This is a genomic window from Kitasatospora sp. NPDC057692 (assembly GCF_042799475.1).
Taxonomy (GTDB): Bacteria; Actinomycetota; Actinomycetes; order Streptomycetales; family Streptomycetaceae; genus Kitasatospora.
The window spans coordinates 1-20,440 of sequence record NZ_JBHVIV010000008.1; the positions used below are offsets into that span (position 1 = coordinate 1).

Annotated in this window: 16 protein-coding genes; 7 read left to right on the forward strand and 9 right to left on the reverse strand. The window is 74.4% G+C overall.

From position 1 onward, the window contains the following. On the forward strand, nt 1-360 hold a 360-nt coding region (locus tag ACFVFS_RS06935), incomplete at its 5' end, for a hypothetical protein (RefSeq protein WP_380620983.1). Nucleotides 361-488: 128 nt separating this feature from the next. Continuing rightward, a complete protein-coding gene (locus tag ACFVFS_RS06940; protein ID WP_380620985.1) occupies nt 489-2,141 on the forward strand; it encodes a trypsin-like serine protease in 1,653 nt (550 codons plus the stop codon). Between the two features lie 144 nt (nt 2,142-2,285). Here the strand turns inward: ACFVFS_RS06940 and ACFVFS_RS06945 are convergent, their stop codons facing one another. Beyond that, nucleotides 2,286-2,975, reverse strand: a complete 690-nt coding sequence (locus tag ACFVFS_RS06945) for a response regulator (protein ID WP_380620987.1) — start codon at nt 2,973-2,975, stop codon at nt 2,286-2,288. Then, entirely contained in the window at nt 2,972-4,192 is a 1,221-nt protein-coding gene (locus ACFVFS_RS06950) for a sensor histidine kinase (protein ID WP_380620989.1), read from the reverse strand. The genes ACFVFS_RS06945 and ACFVFS_RS06950 overlap by 4 nt, the downstream gene beginning before the upstream one ends. Before the next feature lie 263 nt (nt 4,193-4,455). On the opposite strand from ACFVFS_RS06950, the gene ACFVFS_RS06955 reads away from it, so the two are divergent. Beyond that, complete coding sequence (locus ACFVFS_RS06955; RefSeq protein ID WP_380620991.1) at nt 4,456-5,742, forward strand: alpha/beta hydrolase family protein; 1,287 nt, start codon at nt 4,456-4,458, stop codon at nt 5,740-5,742. A gap of 355 nt (nt 5,743-6,097) precedes the next feature. Here the strand turns inward: ACFVFS_RS06955 and ACFVFS_RS06960 are convergent, their stop codons facing one another. From ACFVFS_RS06960 to ACFVFS_RS06970, 3 genes are all read right to left on the reverse strand, one after another. Continuing rightward, nucleotides 6,098-6,496, reverse strand: coding sequence for a hypothetical protein (locus ACFVFS_RS06960; RefSeq protein WP_380620993.1), 399 nt, complete (start codon nt 6,494-6,496; stop codon nt 6,098-6,100). A 402-nt stretch (nt 6,497-6,898) separates the two neighbouring features. Next, nucleotides 6,899-7,132, reverse strand: a complete 234-nt coding sequence (locus tag ACFVFS_RS06965; protein WP_380621247.1) for a CHAP domain-containing protein — start codon at nt 7,130-7,132, stop codon at nt 6,899-6,901. 444 nt (nt 7,133-7,576) lie between these two features. Beyond that, nucleotides 7,577-9,130, reverse strand: coding sequence for an MFS transporter (locus ACFVFS_RS06970; RefSeq protein WP_380620995.1), 1,554 nt, complete (start codon nt 9,128-9,130; stop codon nt 7,577-7,579). Between the two features lie 116 nt (nt 9,131-9,246). On the opposite strand from ACFVFS_RS06970, the gene ACFVFS_RS06975 reads away from it, so the two are divergent. Beyond that, nucleotides 9,247-10,194, forward strand: coding sequence for an Lrp/AsnC family transcriptional regulator (locus tag ACFVFS_RS06975; RefSeq protein ID WP_380620997.1), 948 nt, complete (start codon nt 9,247-9,249; stop codon nt 10,192-10,194). Between the two features lie 358 nt (nt 10,195-10,552). Here the strand turns inward: ACFVFS_RS06975 and ACFVFS_RS06980 are convergent, their stop codons facing one another. After that, a complete protein-coding gene (locus ACFVFS_RS06980; RefSeq protein WP_380620999.1) occupies nt 10,553-11,500 on the reverse strand; it encodes an RICIN domain-containing protein in 948 nt (315 codons plus the stop codon). Nucleotides 11,501-11,789: 289 nt separating this feature from the next. On the opposite strand from ACFVFS_RS06980, the gene ACFVFS_RS06985 reads away from it, so the two are divergent. Together ACFVFS_RS06985 and ACFVFS_RS06990 are read left to right on the forward strand one after the other, a co-directional pair. Next, entirely contained in the window at nt 11,790-13,019 is a 1,230-nt protein-coding gene (locus ACFVFS_RS06985; RefSeq protein ID WP_380621001.1) for a sensor histidine kinase, read from the forward strand. Then, entirely contained in the window at nt 13,016-13,618 is a 603-nt protein-coding gene (locus ACFVFS_RS06990) for a response regulator (RefSeq protein ID WP_380621003.1), read from the forward strand. The genes ACFVFS_RS06985 and ACFVFS_RS06990 overlap by 4 nt, the downstream gene beginning before the upstream one ends. 305 nt (nt 13,619-13,923) lie before the next feature. On the opposite strand, the gene ACFVFS_RS06995 is transcribed toward ACFVFS_RS06990, so the two are convergent. Continuing rightward, nucleotides 13,924-14,052, reverse strand: a complete 129-nt coding sequence (locus ACFVFS_RS06995; protein WP_380621005.1) for a hypothetical protein — start codon at nt 14,050-14,052, stop codon at nt 13,924-13,926. 200 nt (nt 14,053-14,252) lie between these two features. Further along, entirely contained in the window at nt 14,253-15,797 is a 1,545-nt protein-coding gene (locus tag ACFVFS_RS07000) for an FMN-binding glutamate synthase family protein (protein ID WP_380621006.1), read from the reverse strand. Nucleotides 15,798-16,326: 529 nt separating this feature from the next. Between ACFVFS_RS07000 and ACFVFS_RS07005 the strand changes: the two genes are divergently transcribed. Next, nucleotides 16,327-19,206, forward strand: a complete 2,880-nt coding sequence (locus ACFVFS_RS07005) for a hypothetical protein (protein WP_380621008.1) — start codon at nt 16,327-16,329, stop codon at nt 19,204-19,206. A 145-nt stretch (nt 19,207-19,351) separates the two neighbouring features. Here the strand turns inward: ACFVFS_RS07005 and ACFVFS_RS07010 are convergent, their stop codons facing one another. After that, entirely contained in the window at nt 19,352-20,419 is a 1,068-nt protein-coding gene (locus ACFVFS_RS07010; RefSeq protein WP_380621010.1) for a prenyltransferase, read from the reverse strand. Nucleotides 20,420-20,440 lie beyond the last annotated feature (21 nt).

Below are 20,440 nucleotides of genomic sequence, written 5' to 3' on the forward strand. Positions count from 1 at the left end.
GCACGCCTCCTGACCGAGCGCAAGATCACCCTGAAGCAGGGCGACGGGCACATCAGGCTGAAGGAGGGCGTCGAGAACAACACGGTGACGGCCTGCCAGGCGGCGAACGACATCTTCGTCGAGTCCCGTCTCGACAAGAACGGTTACTGCTTCACCGTCACCGGCACGAGCGGGTACCTCGCGATGGAGCTTCCGGAGGTCTACATGCTCTGGACCGAGGACCGCTCGGTCAGTGCCAAGCTGGTCGCCTCCGGGCAGGAGAAGCTGGTGAGCGTCGGCCCCAACACGGCCCAGCCCGTCGGGGAGGGCCTGCCCGGCGGACAGCGCTCCGTCCTCGTCGAACTGCGCGTCACCGGCTGATCCACCGCCTCCGGCCGTTCCGCCCCTTCGTCGACCACGACCGCCTCGGGTCCGGGCATCCGGTCCGCACCTGACGCGCCCCGAAGCTCTTCTCACTCCTCGGAGAGTCCACTGTGTCCCGCACACCCATGAGGGCGTCCCTCAAGGCCGGTGCCCTCGCTGCGGCCCTCGCCGCCGGCGCCCTGGCCACCTACGCCACCCCGCCCGCTTCCGCCACCGCCGGCGACCCCGCCGCCGACGGTTGGTACGCCTACACCGCCCGCCTGGCGATCGGTGACAACGTCCGCGCCTGCACCGGCGCCCTCGTCGACCGGTACTGGGTGATCACGGCCGCCTCGTGCTTCGCCGAGAACCCCGCACAGCCGACCTCGGTGGACGGCGCGCCGAAGTGGCCCACCACCGTGACCGTCGGCCGTACCGACCTGACCGCGACCAACAGCGGCGCGAGCAGCAGCGTCGAGCGGCTGGTGGCCCGCTCCGACCGCGACCTGGTGATGGCCAAGCTCACCACCCCGATCGACACCATCGCGCCCCTGAGGGTCGCCACCACGGCGCCCACCGCGGCCGAGAACCTCCGCGTCCCCGGCTACGGCCGGACCAAGACCGAATGGGTGCCCAACAGGCTGCACACCGGTGCCTTCACCGTCAACGGGGTGCGCCCGACCGCCGTGGACACCGTCGGCACCAACGGCGCGGCGGTCTGCAAGGGCGACACCGGTGCCCCCGTCGTCCGTGAGACCGCTCCCGGCCGGACCGAACTGGTCGCCGTCGCCTCCCGTTCCTGGCAGGGCGGCTGCCTCGGTGAGACCGAGACCCGCACCGGCGCCGTCAACACCCGCACCGACGACCTCGCCGGCTGGGTGCAGCAGACCCGCGCGACGGCAGTGGGCTGGAAGACCCAGGTACTGATCCGCAGCGACGCCAACCTGTACCACTCGACCCGTCTCTACGACGGCACCTGGACCCCGTACGAGGACGTCCAGGCCACCGCGGGCAACATCGGGGGCGTGCGCGCCGTTGCCACGGCCGGCATCAACGCCGACACCCACATCATCGCTCTGGGAGGCGACGGGCACCTGCACTACGCCATCCGCAACCTCAACGGCGGCTGGAACCAGCGCTTCGTCGACCTCAACATCGCCCTCAACGACCTCGGCAACATCACCCAGGTCTCCATCTCCGCCATCGGCAACGACCTGCACGTGGCCATCGTCGCCGACGGCTACCTCTTCCACACCGTGCGCAACGGCGACGGACAGTGGAGCCCCTTCGGCGTGGTCACCGACGCCGCCGGCCCGCTCCAGGGAATCACCTCCATCTCCACCGCCGGAACCGCCGGAGGCGAACTGCACATCGCAGCCGTCTCGGGCGGCAGGATCTACCACACCCTGCGGACCGCCAGCGGGAACTGGGGCGCCTGGGGATCGGTCGCCGAGGCCGCCGGCGCCACCGCGCCCGTGACCTCCGTCGCGGTCTCGCGCCAGAACAGCGACCTCAACCTCGCCTTCATCGCCACCGACGGCCAGTACCACACCATGCGCTGGGCCAACGGCACCTGGCAGCCCAACGCCTCCCTCGGCGGTGTCGTCGGGAACATCACCGGCACCAGCATCAGCGCCGCCGCCGTCGACACCGAAGCCCGGTTCGCGATCACCACCACCGACAACAAGGTCGTCCTCACCGCTCGCCACACAGACGGCACCTGGGCTACCACCGAGACCCTCGACCTCACCTCCATCCCCGGCAACCACACCGGCACCGTGATCACCGGCAGCCTCTGATCACCACGCCACCGGAAGGCACCGGTGGGGAGGGCCCGGGTCCTCCCCACCGATGCCGACACGGTGAGGCCGGGGGGTGGCGGCGCGGCCGAACAGGTCGCCGTCGTCCCCTCGGAGCCGGCCCCGCCCGACGGCCGCCCGCGCCTACCCCGGCCCGACCAGCCCGCACTCGTACGCGAGGATCACCGCCTGCACCCGGTCCCGCAGGCCCAGCTTGGCCATGACCCGGCCGAGATGCTTCTTCACCGTGGGCTCCGCGAGACCGAGGGCGGCGGCGAGTTCCGCGTTGGTCAGGCCGCGGGCGGCCCCCACCAGGACCTCCCGCTCGCGCGCGGTCAGCACGCGCAGCCGCTCCGCGTCGCTGCCGCCGCCCCCGCCGCCCCCGGCGTCGTCGTCCCCGGCGGCGGGGAGCCGGTGCGCGAAGCGGTCCAGCAGCCGCCGGGTCACCCGGGGGGAGACCACGGCGTCCCCCCGGGCCACATCGCGGATCGCCGCCAGCAGCTCCTGCGGCCGGCTGTTCTTCAGCAGGAAGCCGGAGGCCCCGGCACGCAGCGCCTCGAAGGCGTACGCGTCCAGGTCGAAGGTCGTGAGCACCAGCACCCGCGTCCCGGGCACCTCGCGCAGCAGCCGCCGGGTCGCCTCGATGCCGTCGGTGCCCGGCATCCGCACGTCCATCAGCACCACGTCCGGCCGCAGCCGCCGCGCCAGCTCCACCGCCGCCGCCCCGTCGGCCGCCTCCCCGACCGGCTCCATGTCCGGCTCGGCGCGCAGGATCATGCCGAACGCCAGCCGCAGCAGCAGCTCGTCGTCCACCAGCAGCACCCGGACGCTCACGGCGCGCCCCCGGGATCCAGCCGAACGAAGACCCGCCAGCCGCCGCCCGGCCGCGGACCCGCCTCCAGCACCCCGCCGAAGGCCGCGGCGCGCTCCCGCATCCCCGTGAGACCCCGCCCGGACCCGGCGGATCCGGGGCGCCCGGCGGATCCCGTCCGCCCGGTCCCTCCGGCCCGCCCGTCGTCGGTCACCTCGACCGTGACCGCCCCCGGCGCGCAGGACACCCGCACCTCGGCACGCGACCCCTCCGGCGCGTGGCGCAGCGCGTTGGTCAGCGACTCCTGGACGAGCCGGTGCACCGTCAGCTGCGCCGCGGCCGGCACCCCGGCGGCCTCGCCGTCCACCCGCAGCCGGGTCACGAGGCCCGCCGCCGCCATCCGCTCGCACAGCGCCCCGAGCTGCCCGATCCCCGGCGGCGATCGCCGGTCGTCCCCGGGCCCCGCCCCGGGCCACGCGTCGGGACCGGCGTCCGGATCGGCGTCCTGGAGCAGGCCCAGGGCCCGCCGCATGTCGGTCAGCGCCTGCCGCCCGGTCTCCGCGATCCGGGCCGTCACGGCGGAGGCGTCGGCCGGCCGCGCGTGCCCGAGCGCGTCCGCCAGCGCCACGACCACCGACAGGCCGTGCGTCACGCTGTCGTGCAACTCCCGCGCGATCCGGTCGCGTTCCTCCTCCACCGCCCGACGCTCCCGCTCGTCGCGGTCCCGTTCCAGCCGCGCCAGCCTTTCCGCCCGCGCGGCCCGCCGGATCCGGGCGTTCGCCCCGAGCAGCGCGCTCGCGGCGACCGCCGCCGTCATCGCGGCGGCCGAGGCGAGGAACCGGCCCTCGGGCGCCCAGCGCGCCGCCGCCAGCACCGCCCCGGCCACCGCCACCAGACCCGCCGCCCACGCCGACCGGTACGGCGCCCGCGCGGTCACCGTCCCGAGGGCGACCAGCAACGCCGCGTCGGCCGGGAGCTGAACACCCAGCAGCCACTGCGCGAGCGCCGCGGCGGCGATCACCCCGAACACGGCCCGGGGCGCCCGCCGCCGCCACACCAACGGCAGCACCAGAGCGGTCTGCAGCGCGAAGCCCGTACCGTCCGCCACCCGCCCCGGCCCGAGCGTCACCAGGAACAGGGCCGCCGCGAGCGCGGCGTCCGCCACCAGGGGCGGCACCCGCCCCGGCAGCCGCGCGAGGGCGATCGGTCGGTCCGTCCGTACCGCGCCGGTCCCGGTCATCGTGTCCGTCCTCGCGTCCGCGTCGTCCGGCGTCCTCGCCGGAGCCCCACGGTAGGGCCCCCGCGCCCGCTGAGGCGTCCGCCCACCGGCGGAGACCGGGGGAGACCCCGGAACACCGGGGGCTCCTCCGCGCGGAGGAGCGGACGCGCCCCGGGGCGACCCGCGCCCACCCGCGGGATCGTCCCCCGGCAGGGCGCCCCGCACCCCCCGGCGGCGGAACCCTGGTGGTGACCCCGCAGCCGCACCGCCCGAGGAGCCCGCCCATGCCCCCGACCCGCCGCGCCCTGCTCGGCACGCTCGGCGCAGCCGCGCTCGCCACCGTGGCCGCCGCCCCCGGCCCCGGACACCGCACGGCCTCCCCCGCCCCGGGAAGCCGCCCCGCCGCCCCGGCCCAGGGACACGGCCCCGCGCACGCCCCCGGTACCCCCGTCCCGTTGTGCCTGCCCGCGCCCACCGGGCCCTGGCCCGTCGGCACCGTCGCGCTGCACCTGGTCGACGACAGCCGCCCCGACCCCCTCCTCCCCGCCAAGCCCTACCGGGAGCTCATGGCCGGCCTCTGGTACCCGGCGGAACCCGGTGCCGGGCACCCGACGGCCCCCTGGCTGCCCCCGGCCGCGGCGGCCGACTGGGACGCGCACTCCGCACCGGCCCTCGGTGTCCCCGCCGGCGCCGCCGACTGGCGGGGGATCAGGACCCACGCCCGCACCGGCGCGCCCGTCGCCCGTCGCGCCGGCCGGCTGCCCGTGGTGCTGTTCTCCTCCGGCGACGGCGGCTCGCGCGCCCTCGGCACCACCCTGGTCGAGGAGTTGGCGAGCCGCGGCCACCTCGTCGTCGCCCTCGACTCCACGTACGAGGCCGAACAGGTCGAGTTCCCCGGCGGCCGGGTCGAACGCGCCCTACCGCTCCCCGACGACCTCACCCCGGAGGTCATCGCCGCCCTCCTCGCCGGGCACTCCCGGGCCCGTCTCGCCGACGCCCGCTTCGTCCTCGGCGCACTCGACCGGCTCACCCGCGGGGACCGCCCCGACACCGGCACCGACCCGCTCCCGGACGGGCTCGCCGAAGCCGCCGACCCGGCCAGGACCGGCGTGCTCGGGCAGTCCCTCGGCGGCTCCGTCGCCGCCCAGCTCGCCCACGACGAGCCCCGCGTCCGCGCGGCGGCCGACCTCGACGGCGCCCTCCTCGGACCCGTCGCCGCCAGCGGCCTCGCCAAGCCCTTCCTGCTGATGGCCTCCGGTGCGAAGACCCTGCGCACCGAACCGAGCTGGGCCTCCTGCTGGGCGGCGTCCACCGGCCCCCGGCACGCCCTGAGGCTGCGGAACGCCGCCCACGGCTCGTACACCGACCTCCAGGTCCTCCTGCCCCAGCTCGTCCGCCGCCTCCCGGTCCCCGACGCGGCCGGACTCATCGGCACCGTCGACCCCCGGCGCTCCCTGGCCGCCCAGCGCACCGCCGTCGCCGCCTTCTTCGCGCAGTACCTGACGGGGCGGCCCACCGGCTTCCTCGACCGGCCCGGCGACGACTGGCCGGAGCTGGAGGTGCTGCGCTGAACCGGCCCGCCCCGCAGCCCTCGTGGCGCCGGGCGGTACGGCCGTCGGGCCGGTAGCGGGGCGCGCGGGGCGGGCCGAGACACGGAGCCGGCGCGACCGTAGGACGGACCCCCGCGCCGTCCCGCGATCCCGGCGCCGCGAGCGGACCACCCCCGCCGCGCCGGACCGCCCGGCGGCCCGCGCCCCGGACAGGGTCCGCGTCCTGATCGCACACGTCCGTCGAGCAGGAGCCCGTCGCCGACCGGGCGGTTGAGGCACCGGGACCGGCGAGGACGAACACGGCTGTGGCGAGGGAGATCAGGAGGGGAAGCAGAACGGCGGCTCCCCAGTTGGCCAGGGAGCCACCGTGCCCCGCCTAGAACCCGGCGTCCTCACACGCCACGTCGGAGATGATGTACGTCCTCCCGCCCGTGTAGTAGCGGCCGTTCACCCTGGTACACCACCTCTGATCCCCGGCGCGGTTCGTTGCGACTGCCGTGTCGGAGATGTGCGGCGCCGCGATCACGCCGGTCTCGGTGTCACCCTCGAAGGCGCCGTCAGCCGTAATCGTCACCGTGATCTCCACATCGGCCCACGGCTCGCAATAGGCATGGCCTGTGGCATAGACCTTGCCATTGGAGTAGAACGGCGTGGCGGCATAGGCGTAGCACGTGGTGGCCGCCGCGCTTGAGGTGCCCGCGTACGCGACACCAGGAGCGAGCGAACCAGTGACGGCCGCGGCACACAGTAGTCCTGCGGCTACCTTTTTCCTCATGGCTTCCTTCTGTTGAGAGTCGGGACGAGACTGCGCGCCCGGCGACATGGCTGACGAGCGCTCTTTCGGTCAGAACCATTGGATTTAAGGCGGAATCGGTGTCAGTCCTCGGCGCCTGGGGCCGTACAGCCGCTCGTGCACACGGTCCTGGGCGATCAACACCGGAGACTGGCGACACGTTGTGATGCCAGGGACCGCTAGGCAGGGCACAGACTGCTGGCTGTCGGCAGGCGGGAGCAACAACGACTGGCTGTCCCGGACAGGCGCCGACTGTCCGGGCTGGTCGGGGCCTTGTCCGGGCTGCGTCCTGGACGGCGGCGGAGGCTCGGGACGGCCCCGGCCCGGGGCCGCGTCCTCCGTGGGGCGGAGGAGCGGCACCGGGCCGGGGCGCGGAGGTGGGGATCAGGCGCCGGGCGGGGTCACGTAGCCGGAGACCTTCCAGTTCTCCGTGCCGCCCTTGGCGGTGCGCGGGTCGATGTGGCGGCGGGTCACCTTGTTGCCGAAGTTGCCCTCGACGGTGTCCAGGGTGCCGTCACGGTTCACCGAGACCACCACGCCCACGTGGCCGCCCTGCGCGTAGGCCGGCGGGCCGTAGACGACGAGGTCGCCGGGCTTCGGCGAGCCGCTGTGGAACAGGTGGTGCTCCTGCCCCCCACTTGCCGACCCCGCGCCCGAACAGGGTGGTCGGGACGCTCTTCACCCCGGCGTGCCGCCAGGTCCACTCGGCGAACGCCGCGCACCAGGGGGTGTTGCGGCAGGTCTGGCCCTTTCGGGTGAGGTACTTCTGGCAGGCCGAGCTGCTCTCGGTGACCCCGATCTGGCCGCGCGCCGCCGCCACGGCTCGCCAGGACGTGGCCGCTCCGGCGGCCTGCCCGTCCACAGGTTCAGGGCTCCGGTGGCGGGCGGGGCGCGGTTCAGTTCCTCAGCGGTGCGGCCGGGGGAGATGAGCTTCTCCGAGCGACGGGATCGCCTGGCTGCCGGGCATCCGTCCCCGCACCGCACCGGGAGGACCGTGTCGGCTGTCCGGCGGCGCATGCGTCCTCACGAGCGCCGTGCGACTGCTCAGCGGCCCTGCGAGGGTCAGTCGCCCGCGGTCTGGAGTTCGGGGTCGGCCGGCTGTTCCCAGGGCTGTTCCCAGTCGTCGGCGGCCGACGACTGACTGTCGGTGCGCCAGGTCAGGACCAGGACCAGGGCCGCGCCGACGATGGCGAGGGCACCCGCGGTCAGTGCGAGGGCGTTGTGCCCGTCGGCGAACACCGCGCGCAACGTGTGCTCCAGGGCGTCGCGCCGCCCGGTCGGGGCAGCGGCGATCAGGCCGTCGGCTCCGCCACCGGACAGGGCTTGGGCGACCCGGTGCGGGTCGGTGGCCTCGTCCTCCAGGGACCGGCCCATGGTGGAAACGGCCAGGGTTCCGAAGACCGCGACGCCGCAGGCGTAGCCGAGCTGTTCGACGGTGCTGTAGGTGCCACTGGCCATGCCGGCACGGTCGTAGGGCACCGAGCCCAGGGCGAGGGCGGCGGCGACCTGGAAGACCAGGCCCATGCCGAGGCCGCTCAGCACGAGGCCGCCGATCAGGGCGGGCCACCCGGAGTCGGGGCCCAGGAAGCCTTCCGCCGACAGTCCGAGGCCCGCGAGGAACAGGCCCAGGGCGGCACCTGTGCGGGGAGAGGGCTTGGGCATCCACCGGCCGCTCACGATCGCGACCAGGGCCGCGGCCAGGGCGTGCGGCAGGACAACCAGGCCGGCACCGATCGGGGAGAGGTGCTGAACGGACTGCAGCCACATCGAGGTATAGGGAAGGATCCCGTACACCGCCGCCTCCCCGACGGCGATGGTGATCATCGCCGCGGTGAACGCGGGCCGGCGGAACAGCGAGAGGTCCAGCAGCGGGTGGGCGCTGCGCTTCTGCACGCCGACGAAGGCCGCGAACGCGAGCAGGGCCGCGCCGAGGGGCGCCAGAGTGGCCGCCGACGTCCAGCCGTGGGAGTGCGACTCGGTCAGGGCGTAGACCAGGCCGCCCGCGCCGAGGGCGAAGAGCAGCAGGCCGGGCACGTCCAGGCGCCGGGTGGCATCCTTCACCGGGGTGGAACGGGGAACGCAGCGGAAGGTCATCCACAGGGCGAGCGCGGTGACGGGCACGTTGACGTAGAAGATCCACCGCCAGTCCAGGGCGTCGGTGAGGAGGCCGCCCAGGACCGGGCCGAGCGCGGCGGCACTGGCGGCCACCGCTGCCCAGACACCGAAGGCCGTCCCCAGTCGGCGCCCCGAGTACAGGGTGCTGATCAGGGAGAGGGTGGTGGCGAACATGGCGGCCGCGCCGACCCCCTGCACCAGGCGGGCGGTGATCAGCCAGCCCATGTCCGGCGACAGCGCGCACGCGACGGAGGCGGCAGCGAAGACGAACAGGCCCGCCACGTACACGCGGCGCCGCCCGTGGAGGTCCGCGAGCATGCCCGCGCCCAGCAGAGCGGCGGCGACCGCCAGTGCGTAGCCGTCGGCCACCCACTGAAGTTGGGACAAGGACGCGTCCAACGACCCGGACATGGACGGCAGAGCGACCAGCACGATGGTGACATCGACCAGCAGCATGAATGTGCCCAGGCAGATCGCTGCCAAGGGCCCCCAGATACGCATGAAGTGAACTCCCGAAGTGGGTGGGACGAGACCCCCACACCCTCCGCGCCCTCCGCGGGCACCCCAAGCCGTACCCTGCGGGACGGAAGGATCCGGCACACAGGTGAGGCATCGCGGTGGATTCAGACAGGATCGACGAGCTCGACCAACGGCTCCTGCAGCTTCTCCAGTTGGACGGCCGGGCTCCCTTCAGCCGTCTCGCCCGGGACCTGGATGTCTCCGAGCGGACCGTCGCCCGCCGCTACCGGCGGCTACGCGTCATGGGCCTGCGCATCGTGGGCCAACCGGTGCCCGACCGCCTGGGTTTGGTGCGATGGCTGCTGCGTCTGCGCTGCACCCCCGACGCGGCCGGCGCCATCGCCGACGCGCTGGCCCGCCGCCCCGACACCAGCTGGGTCACTCTGGCCTCCGGCGGCACCGAGCTCTACTGCGCCCTCAACACCCGCACCGCCGACGAACGCAACGCCCTCCTGCTGCAGAAGCTCCCCCGCACCCCGCACGTGCTGACCGTCAGTGCCCACTGCATGATGCGGATCTTCGTCGGCACCACCAGCACCTGGCACGCCACCCGTTTCGATGCCCCGGCCCCGACGGGACCGTCGCCCTCGGTGGAACCACTGCTCCTGGACCCCACCGACCGGGTGCTGTTCGCCGTACTGGCCCGCGACGGCCGGGCCACCCTTGCCGAGCTCGGCACCGCGGCCGACCGGTCTCCCTCCAGCGTCCAGCGCCATCTCGACCGGCTCCGGGACGAAGGCGCCCTCGGTTTCTCCGTCGACTTCGACCCGGAACTCCTGGGCTACCGGATGACCACCCAGCTGTGGTTGAACATCGTCCCCGTCCATCTGCGCACCGTCGGTGAGGCCCTCGCCACCCATCCCGAGATCGCGTTCGCCGCCGCCGTCACCGGCACGTCCAACCTCGTCGCCAGCGGCGTCTTCCGGACGCCCGCCGACCTCTACGACTACCTCGACCGGCGCATCGGCCCTCTCCCCGGCATCCAGAACATCGAGACCGCGCCGACCCTTCGCGAGGTCAAACGCCTCGTCCACGTCCTGCCCTGACCGAATCCGAAGTTCCGAACACAGCGGTCGGACTCCCCGCCGCCGGCGCCCGGACCGCCGGAGGTCCGGCGATGGATCCGCGCGGTGTACGCCTCCGCCGCGGCCATGAGCGCCCCCGCGCTCCTGCTGGTCCTGCTGCCGCCGCCCGATCGGCCGGCGCCGGCCGAGAGGACGCCCTCGGATCCGATCTGCAGACCGCCCGGGACGCCGTCAACACCTGCCGGGACCGGGGACTTCAGCGAATGACGGTGGCCGGGAGGTGGCGCTCCGGGGAGCGGGCCTGAGCCCCCGTGCGGAGACAGGACGAGCGGGTGCGGGGCGCCGGTCAGGGCACCCCGCACCCGTCGGTGGCGGGCGGTCAGCTCCAGGGGTTGGCGGGCTGGTCGTCGATGGCGGTCCAGAAACGGGTGCCGGCGGGCAGGGTGCCGTTGGCCCACAGGCCCCAGCCGGAGCCGTCGTGGAATTCGGCCATCCGGAAACCGGCGCCGAAGCTGTTGGCGCACTTCTGGTCGGCGGCGGCACGGCTGGAGAGCTGGTGGCCGGGCAGCGGCGCGGTCGCCTTCACCTCACCGCCGGCCCAGCTGTGGTAGCCGCTGGTGGGGACGCCGGCGGGAGCGGGGCGGCCGTCGTGCTTGAGACACAGCAGCGGCAGCACGGCACTTGACGGGGTGTCACCGTTGTACGGGTTGCTGTTCGCGGGGTTGTCGTAGCCGACGTGCACCACGTTGTCGGCGCGCTGCTCCAGGGTGGTCCAGGTCATGCCGGCGTGCTGGCCGCGCGGGCCGAACAGGGCTTCGTAGGCGGTGCTGTAGAGGTTCCACTGCTGGTAGCTGCCGCCGTCGCAGTCGCGCATGACCATCTTCCAACCGCCGAAGGTCTTCCGCGAGTTGTCGAGGCACAGGGCGCTGGAGACGTTCTTCAGCCGTACCCCGATCATGCCGTAGAGGGCCGGTTCCGCCTCGAACGGGGTGATCTCCCACTCCTGGTTGGGAGCCCCTGCGCGACACGAACTGGCCGACAGCCCATCGGTTTCCGTCAGACAGCGGTCGCCGTCGACGCTGGGGGTGGTGACCGTGTACCGCCCGGGATAGCCCGCGACGGGCTTGAACACCCACATGCCGGGGTTGTTGGACGGCTCGCAGGGGTGCATGTCCTGCGGCCCCCATCGGGCGTCCGGGCAGCGCTCGGAGTACTGGTTGAACAGGACCGTGGCGGGGGTGTCGGCGGAGGCGCCGCCGGGCACCAGGAGCAGGCCGGTCACGGCCAGCACGATGGCGGGCACGAGACGCCTGAGGGTTGAGCGCATGCTGACTCCACAGAGGGTTCGGAGGGTGCGGCCGCCTGCCCGCGTGGGCGGGGGCCGCCTGCCGGTTCGTCTGCGGCCTTCCGGTCCCGCCGTCCCCGAGCGGGGGCGAACACCGAGGCAGGAAGGCCGGTGGCGCTGTCGAGAGTCTTGTCGTGGCACACCGTCCGCCGGTAGTGGCCGATGCCACGGACCGGCCGGGCGGTGTCATGGCCGCCGTATGACAACCGTCATGATCTTTGGCCGGTTCGGACACAGACAGCGGGCGGCGCCGACCCTAGGCTGGCCGGACATGATCACCTCACCCGTGGGGCCCGGGACCGCCGAGCCGGGGCGGCTCGGCCGCCTGACCCGCTGGACGTTGGTCGCCCTGGGGCCTCTGTGGCTGCTGCTGGCCGCGTACGACCTCCTGGCCAATCCGAGCTCGGGGCGTCGGCTGCTGGCGGCTCCGGTGCTCGTCGCCGTCGCGGTCCAGCACACCTGGCTCATCCGCCGGGCCGTTCCGGGCGGCTCCGCGGGCCAGGGGCCCGGGCGTGGTTCCGTTGCCAGGAGGTGGTGGAACCTGGTGGTGCTGGTCGCGGCGATCGTGCTGTGGGGCGACATGGCGGACCGCCCGTACACGGCGATCGACTGGGCCATGGTGCCCGGGGCCATGACGGCGGCGTTGGCACTCTCCTTGCCGGCCCGCGAGCGCCGCAGGCTACTGGCAGCGGTCGCGCTGGCCTGCGCGGTGCTGGGTGAGGTGGTCGTCCTGTGGCGCCACGTGAGCCCCGAGCTGCTTCCCGCGGCGCGGGCGATGACCGGTGCGGGGATGGTGCTGTTCATCGCCGGGGTGGAGTTCATGCTGGTCCGGCTGTGGCGGGCGGTGCGGGAGGCCGAGCAGGTCCGGGAGGCCACGGCCGCCCTGGCGGTGGCGGAGGAGCGCCTGCGGTTCGCCGCCGACCTGCACGACCTCCAGGGCCACCGGCTCCAGGCCATCACGCTCAAGGGCGAGCTGACCCAGCGGCTGATCGGTCGCAGCGAGCACGAGGCGCGCGCGCAGCTGCGGGAGATCACCGAGCTGGCCCGGGCCGCACTTGAGGAGTCCCGGGCCGTGGTGCACGGCTACCGGAGCGCCAGCCTGGCCACCGAACTGGCCAACGCCGCGGGAATCCTGGAGGCGGCCGGGATCCGCACCGCCGTCGACGGCGACGCCGCCCGCGTTCCCCACCAGCTCCAGCCGGCCTTCGCCGCCCTGGTCCGTGAGGGCGTCACCAACATCCTCCGCCACAGCCGTGCCCGCCACTGCCGGATCACCATCACCGTCGAGGCGGGCCGGGCCCTGGTCCTGCTGCGCAACGACGGCGCCCCGACGAGCCCCGCCCCGACGAGCCCCGCCCCGACGAGCCCTGCGGCGCCCGGCAGTGGCCTGGCCGGACTGCAGGAACGTTTCCACGCGATCGGCGGGTACATTCGCATCGCCACCCACCCCGGCGGCCAGTTCGAACTGGCCGGCCACAGCCACCGGGAGAGCCCCGCGTGATCCGCATCCTGCTCGCCGACGACGAGGACCTCACCCGCGGAGCCCTCGCCGCACTCCTGGACCTCGAACCCGACCTGACCGTCACCGCGCAGGCCCAGGACGGTGCCGCGGCGGTCGAGGCGGCGAGGCGTCATCCGATCGACCTCGCCCTGCTGGACCTGGAGATGCCCCACCTCGACGGCATCTCCGCCGCCCAGGCCATCCGCCGCCACCGCCCCGTCCCCACCGTCCTGGTCACCCGCCACGCCCGGCCCGGCGTGCTGCGACGCGCGCTGGCCGTCGGCGTCCAGGGCTTTGTCCCCAAGACCACGCCCGCCACCCGGCTGGCCGACATCCTGCGCGAGGTCCACGGCGGCGCCCGCTACATCGACCACCGGCTCGCCACCCACGCCCTCACCGAGGCCCCCTGCCCGCTCACCCCGCGCGAACTCGACGTCCTGCGCGCCGTTCACCAGGGCCTCGCCACCGGCGCGTTCGCCGGACAGCATCACCTCGCTCCCGGCACCGTCCGCAACTACCTCTCCTGCGCCATCACCAAGCTCGGCGTCCGCACCCGCCACGAAGCGGCCCGCCGTGCCTGGGAGGAAGGCTGGATCTGAGGCCCCGACACCGGGCGGCGGTCGCCGGCGTCCGGTAGCCGGGCCCGGCGGAGGAGAGGGCAGCCCTCACCGATCATCCGATCCGCCCGCCGACTTCGGGGGTGCGGCGCCGCTGCAAGCACCCGGCGTGCGACAACGGGAGGGGAGGGACCCCTGCAGGGCCCGCTGACGGGTTTCGGCGCAGCAGGCGGCTCCGGGTTCGGGTGGTACCCGGCGCTCGGCTGCATGCTCTTCCTGGTCATGCCCGCCCTCGCCCTCGTGCTGACCGCCAGCCGATTCGGCCGCCAGGTCCGCACCACCCGCTATCAGGCACTGCGGCTGCTCGGCCTGCCCGCCGCCCACGCCCGGCTGGCGGGAGCGCTGGAGACGGCCGCGCCGGTCGCGGCGGGCGCGTTCGCCACCGCGCTCGCCTGGCCGTTCCTGTTGCCGGACATGTTAGCCCTCCCCGTGACCGGCCGATGGCTGTTCGGTACCGACCGTCGGACAGTGCAGCAGTCCGCGCGCGTAGGCCCCTTCCCGCACGGGGCAGAAGCGCCGAAGTCGGCACCGGCACCCGCAGGGTCACCGGCCGGCACCCCGCCCGGGGCTCCGCGTGGCGGAGCCCCGGAACGCGGTGCCGGCCGCCGTCGACGGATCAGACGGCCGGCCTCCGGGCGGGGGCCGGCTCGGTGGTGAGGAGCGCCGTGATCTCATCGGCGAGGTGCGGGCCGAGCTCGCCCCAGCCGTCCTTGTAGCCGTAGACGCCGCCCAGGGTGCGGGCCTCGTAGTCGCCGTTCAGGATCTCGATGTCATTGGCCGTGATGAGTGCCGGGTGGGCGACCCCGACGGCCGAGGAGACCTTCATCAGCTCCTTGCGCAGGGTGCGCAGGTAGACGGCGGCCCGGGTGGCCTTCGAGGCCGGGTCGAGGCCGCGGGCCAGCCACGGGTTCTGGGTGGCGATGCCGGTGGGGCACCTGTCGGTGTGGCACTTCTGCGCCTGGATGCAGCCGATGGACAGCATCGCCTCGCGGGCCACGTTGACCATGTCGGCGCCCAGGGCGAAGGCGACCGCGGCGTTCTCGGGCAGGCCGAGCTTGCCGGAGCCGATGAAGGTCAGGTCGTCGGTCAGCCCCAGCTCGGCGAAGGTGCCGTAGACCCGGGAGAAGCCCATCCGGAACGGCAGCGACACCGAGTCGGCGAACATCCGCGGGGCCGCCCCGGTACCGCCCTCGCCGCCGTCGACGGTCACGAAGTCGACACCGCGGTCACCACGCGCCATCAGCGCGGCCAGCTCCTGCCAGAAGCCCATCTCGCCCACCGCGCTCTTGACCCCGACCGGCACGCCGGTCTCGGTGGCGAGCAACTCGACGAAGTCGAGCATCGAGTCGACGTCGCTGAACGCGGTGTGCCGCGACGGGGACGCGCAGTCCTCGCCGACCGGGATGCCGCGGATCCGGGCGATCTCCGGGGTCACCTTCGCGCCCGGCAGCATCCCGCCCAGCCCCGGCTTGGCGCCCTGGGAGAGCTTGATCTCTATCGCCTTGACCGGGGCGCCGGCGATCACGTCCTTGAGCTTGTCGAGGTTGAAACTGCCGTCCTCGTTGCGGCAGCCGAAGTACGACGTACCGAGCTGGAGGACGAGGTCGCCGCCGTTGCGGTGGTACGGCGAGAGGCCGCCCTCGCCCGTGTTGTGCATCGCGCCCGCCAGCGCCGCCCCCTTGTTGAGCGCCGTGATGGCCGCGCCGGAGAGCGACCCGAAGCTCATCGCCGAGATGTTCACCACGCTCGCCGGTCGGAACGCCTTGGCGCGCCCGCGCGGCCCGCCCAGCACCTTGGCCGAGGGCAGAGGGGCCTGCGGGTCGTGCGCGTCGGGCAGAGCGCCGGCGAACGTGCGCTGCTTCAGGTAGGCGTGCCCCTGCACGTGCGCGACGTCGACCTCGGTTCCGAACCCGAAGTAGTTGTTCTCCTCCTTCGCCGACGCGTAGATCCAGGTGCGCTGGTCACGACTGAACGGGCGCTCCTCCTCGTTCGAGGTCACGATGTACTGCCGCAGCTCCGGCCCGATCCGCTCCAACAGGTACCGGGCGTGCCCGACCACCGGGAAGTTCCGGAGCAGTGCGTGCCTCTTCTGGACGAGGTCGCGGGCGGCCAGAAGCGTGACCGCCGTTGCGGCGACCGTGCCGATCCTCCGGGCGTGCATGGACGTTCCTCCTCGATGGACGGCTCCACCGCCAGGCGGTGGAGCCGTTGTGTCGTGTTGGGCGTTGGACGCACGGCCGAGCGGGCATCAGCGTCCGTCGAAGAATGCGAAATGATAGTAAAAGGCCACGTGGACAGGGACGTGACCAGGGGACGGTCCGGAGCGGTAGGTGCCGTTGACTTCTGCACGTCCAGCGAGCCGACCAGTGTCCCGGGCTGGATGAGGATGCGCTGCCCGGTCGGTATCTCCGATCCGGGCCCACCGCCGGTGATGTTCTGGCATCCTCGCCGAGAGCTTCCGGGGCGTGGGACGAGGTGGGGTTGTTGGGGTACACGATCAGCGCGAGGGCGGACAACGTGCTCGGATGCCGGCCGGGCGGACACCGCACCCCGGAGCAAGGGACTTGCACGCCCTGGGCCACCCGTCACCGGGGTCCTATCGGCGCGACCGGCCCGGGCCGTCGCCTCGGCTCTCACCGGCAGCCGACCACGAGCCCTCGTGCGGGGTCCGCACCCAGGAGGGCCCACCAGTGACCAGCCCGGCCGAAACCGCAGCCCCCCGCCCCCTGGACGCCGAGCCGCAGGCCGCGCACCGCCCCGCCGCCTGGGTGCGCACCCGGCTGCGCGCGGCCCCGCTCGCCGCGCTGCTCACCGCCGCCCTCGCGTTCGGCACCGTCTTCCTGGCGGCGGCCTTCCCCCGCCTGCTGGACCGGACCGCCGACCAGGGCCTGCGCGAGTTCCTGCGCGACCGGGGCCCGGCGGCCACCAGTGTCCTCGCCGTCTCCGACCAGGGCATCGACGACCGGGGCCGGGCCGTCAGGGTCGAGGGCCCGCGCGCCGATGCCGCGCGCCTGGACGCCGACGCCGCCCTGCTCGCCGCCCGCACCGGCATCCTCGGCGTCGCTCCCGGCGACGTGGTCCACGGCGCCCGCAGTGGCAAGCCACGCGCCCTCACCGACCCCGGCCTGACCCGGACCGACGACGACGCGGACCCGGCGATGGACCTGCTCTACGTGCAGGGCCTGCGCGACCACGTGACGCTCGCCGAGGGCAGCTGGCCCGGCACCCCCGTAGCGGGGGAGCCCGTGCCGATCGCGATCAGCCGCGACGCCGCCGACACCATCGGCATCCGCCTCGGTGCCGTCCTCAGGACGGGCTCGTCCCCGATCGACGACGAGGCACCCCGGGCCAAGGTGGTCGGCATCCTCCACGTCAACGACCAGAACGACCCCTTCTGGACCGACCTGCCCTGCCCCAATCGGGCCTGTCTCAACTTCATCCGAACCAAGCGCAAGCCGTTCGCCGCCTACTGGCGCACCGCCGGCCTGGTCGACGGCACCGCCCTCGAACAGGTGCGCACGTGGCAGCTCGGCGCCCAGGACTTCTGGCGCCTGCCCATCGGCGTCGACGGCCTGCGCGCCGACCGGCTCGCCGAGACCGAGCAGGCGCTCGCCTCCTACCTCACCGGGCCCACCGCCAACACCCTGGCCAACGAGACCCAGCGCCCAGGCCTGCGGATCACCTCCCCGCTGCCCACGCTCTTCCGCCAAGCCACCGCCAGGAAGGAGACCGCCGCGTCGATCGCCTCGATCGGCGCGGCCGGCCTCGCCGGCGTCGGCGCCGTCGTGCTCTGGCTGGCCGCCTCGCTCACCGGCGACCGGCGCGCCGCCGAACTGCGGCTGCTCCAGGCCCGTGGCGGCTCACGCTCCGGAGTTCTGCTGCGGCTGCTCGGCGAGGGCGCGGCGACCGTCCTGCCGGCCGCCGTCGCCGCCACCGCGCTCGCCCTGTGGCTGCTGCCCACCCCGCGCTGGGGCGGCGCCGTACTGGCCGCCACGGCCGTCGCCCTGTTCACCCTGCTCGCCCTCCCGCTGCGCGCCGCCGGGCTCTGGTCCCGCGCCAGGCTCTGGTCCCGCGCCCGGCGCGGCGGCGCCCGCCCGCGCGTGGTCGCCGAACTCGCCGTCCTGGCCCTGACCGTCGCCGCCGCGGCGGAGGTCCGGCGGCGCGGCGTCGCCACCACCGGTGAGGGCACCGACCCGCTGCTGGTGGTCGCGCCGCTGCTGCTCGCCCTCACCGGGGGACTGCTGCTCGCCCGCCTCCAACCGCTGCTGGTCGGCGCGTTCGGCCGGATCGCCGCCGCGCGCCCGGGAGCCGTCGGTTTCCTCGGCCTGGCCCGCGGCGCCCGCGGCTCCGGCGGCGGACAGCGGCCCTCCGTCCTGCCGCTGCTCGCCCTGCTGCTCGCCGTCACCACCGCCGGATTCGGCGCCACCGTCCTGAGCGGCGTCGACACCGCGCGCGCCCGCGCCGCCCGGCTCAGCGTCGGCGGCGACGCCTCCGTGCTCGTCCCGATCGGCGTCACCGTCCCGCCCGCCTTCGCCGAGGCCGCCGCCGCGCTGCCCGGTGTCCGGACCTCCACGCCGCTCTGGGCCGACACCGAGGTCTTCGTCCTCGGCGGCGACGGCGCCATCCGGGTCTTCGCCGTGGTCGCCGAACCGGCCGCCTACGCGGAGATCTCCCGCTCGCTCGACCGCGGCGCCTTCGACCCCGCCGCGCTGTCCGGTGGCACCGGCGGACCGGACACCCCCGTGCCCGTCCTGCTCTCCGCCGCGCTCTCCGCCGCGCTCGCCGAGCAGCTCGGCGGGGGAGACACCCACCGCCTGCGCCTGCCGAACGGCGGCGAACTGCTCACCAGGACCGCCGGCACCGTCGAGGCCACCCCCGCCCTCCAGGGCGAGGGCCGCCTGTTCGTCGTCCTGCCGGCCGGTCCGGCCGTCGCCGTCGCCCCCGAACTCGGCCGCCCCAACCTCTGGCTGGCCACCGGCTCCGTCGACCAGGACGCCCTACGGAGCCTGGTGCGCGAACGCATCGCCACCGGCAGCGAACGCCCCGCGCCCGCCCCCGACGGCCAGGACACCCTGCCCGCCGGCTACACCGTGCGCACCAGCGCCGCCGTCACCGCCGAACTGGGGCACGACCCGCTCCAGGCCTCCGCGGCCCGGCTGTTCTGGACCGCCGTCATCGGCGCGGGCACCCTCGCCCTGCTCGCCGCCCTGCTCACCACGGTCCGCGCCGCCCCCGAACGCGCCGCCCTGCTCGCCCGGCTGCGCACCATGGGCCTGCGGCCCCGTCAGGGCCTGGCCCTCATCCTGGTCGAGAGCCTGCCGCAGACCCTGGCCTCGGCGGTCGGCGGCGGCCTCGTCGCACTGGGCGCGGTCGCCCTGCTCGGCCCGTCCTTCGACCTGTCCGTCCTGGTCGGCACGGAGATCCCGCGCGGCCTGCCGGTCGACGTCCCGCCGGTCCTGCTGCAGGCGGCCGGGCTCGCCGCGCTCGTCTCGGCGGGCGTCGTCGCCGAGGCGCTCATCGCCGGCCGGCGCCAGATCACCACCGAACTGCGCGCGGGGGACCAGCGATGACGCCCCGCCCCGTACCGGCGCCGCCGACCCGGACACCGCTCGCCGACCGCGTCGGCCTCCGGTGGCACCCCTCCAGAGGCGCTCGCACAGCGCCGTGACGAGCGCGGCGACGAGCGCGGTGACGAGTGCGGTGGCGAGTCGTGTCCTACGGAGCGGGCAGGTGTGCGGGGCGCGGGTGCTTCTCGGCTCCGGCTCGTCCGGCGGTGCGGACCAGCCACGCCCCGAAGGCGGCGAGGGTGGCGCCGACGACGAGCAGCCAGGACACCGGCAGGTTCCGGCCGTCGTACAGGCTCTGCGCGGTGGCGCCGATCAGAACGGCCGTCGAGCCGAGGGCCATCTGCATGCTCGCCCAGAAGGTGATGGCGGTGGCGGCCCGCAGGTCGGTGATCCGGCCGCGGGCCAACTGGAGCGCGACCCAGGCCGGCGCGGGGGCGACCGCCAGCAGGGCCACGGTGATCGCCGGCGGCAGCACTCCGGTGGCGAGCGCGGCCACCAGGGTCGCGTAGCAGAGGAGTTGGCCCACGCCGTAGGCGATGACGGTGCCGTGTGGACCCATCGCGCCGGCCCAGGTCAGCTTGCCCACCTCGCGATCGCCCTCGATGTCCGCCAGATTCATCACCAGCATCCGCAGCGTGCCCTGCGCGGCCAGGACGCCGGCGCACACCAGCAGCGCGGCCGACGGCCGGGGGCCCTGGAGCAGCGTGGACAGCAGCGGCACCAGGCCGTACACCACGACGCCGCAGGTCAGTTCGCCCACCGCGCGGTAGTTGAGGCTGGCCGGAGGCGCGGTGTAGAACCAGGCGAGGGCGATGATCGCGGCGCCGGTGGCACGGGCGGCGGTGGTGGGCATGGCGACCAGGAGGGCGATCTCGGCCACCAGGAGGACGAACGCCGCGCCGAGACTGGTCAGGGGGGTCAGCAGCCCGTCGACGAGGACGCGGCTGCCGCCGGTCCAGGAGGTGGGGTGCTGGTTGGCGCGATCGGCGTCGAGGTCGAAGAACTCGTTGCAGTAGTGGGTCATCAGGTGGCCGCACCAGGCGAAGGCCAGCGCCACGGCGTACCAGCCGGGGGCGAAGGGGTGGCCGTCGAGGATGCTGACGGCGACGGCGGCGCCGACGACGAGCAGGCTCTGGAAGAGGAACTTGGGTCGGCCGAGCCGGACGAAGGCCCGGATGCGGGCGGGCAGGGGCAACGGTTGCACTGCTGCGGACATGGGGGTCTCTCCACGGGAGCG

Bases quoted from the DNA above. Each gene is read 5' to 3' on its own strand.
- ACFVFS_RS06960 (WP_380620993.1), bottom strand. From the start codon at position 6,496: ATGAGGAAAAAGGTAGCCGCAGGACTACTGTGTGCCGCGGCCGTCACT.
- ACFVFS_RS06955 (WP_380620991.1), top strand. From the start codon at position 4,456: ATGCCCCCGACCCGCCGCGCCCTGCTCGGCACGCTCGGCGCAGCCGCG.
- ACFVFS_RS06995 (WP_380621005.1), bottom strand. From the start codon at position 14,052: ATGTCCGGCAACAGGAACGGCCAGGCGAGCGCGGTGGCGAACGCGCCC.
- ACFVFS_RS06985 (WP_380621001.1), top strand. From the start codon at position 11,790: ATGATCACCTCACCCGTGGGGCCCGGGACCGCCGAGCCGGGGCGGCTC.
- ACFVFS_RS07010 (WP_380621010.1), bottom strand. From the start codon at position 20,419: ATGTCCGCAGCAGTGCAACCGTTGCCCCTGCCCGCCCGCATCCGGGCC.
- ACFVFS_RS06980 (WP_380620999.1), bottom strand. From the start codon at position 11,500: ATGCGCTCAACCCTCAGGCGTCTCGTGCCCGCCATCGTGCTGGCCGTG.
- ACFVFS_RS06940 (WP_380620985.1), top strand. From the start codon at position 489: ATGAGGGCGTCCCTCAAGGCCGGTGCCCTCGCTGCGGCCCTCGCCGCC.
- ACFVFS_RS07000 (WP_380621006.1), bottom strand. From the start codon at position 15,797: ATGCACGCCCGGAGGATCGGCACGGTCGCCGCAACGGCGGTCACGCTT.
- ACFVFS_RS06970 (WP_380620995.1), bottom strand. From the start codon at position 9,130: ATGCGTATCTGGGGGCCCTTGGCAGCGATCTGCCTGGGCACATTCATG.
- ACFVFS_RS06950 (WP_380620989.1), bottom strand. From the start codon at position 4,192: ATGACCGGGACCGGCGCGGTACGGACGGACCGACCGATCGCCCTCGCG.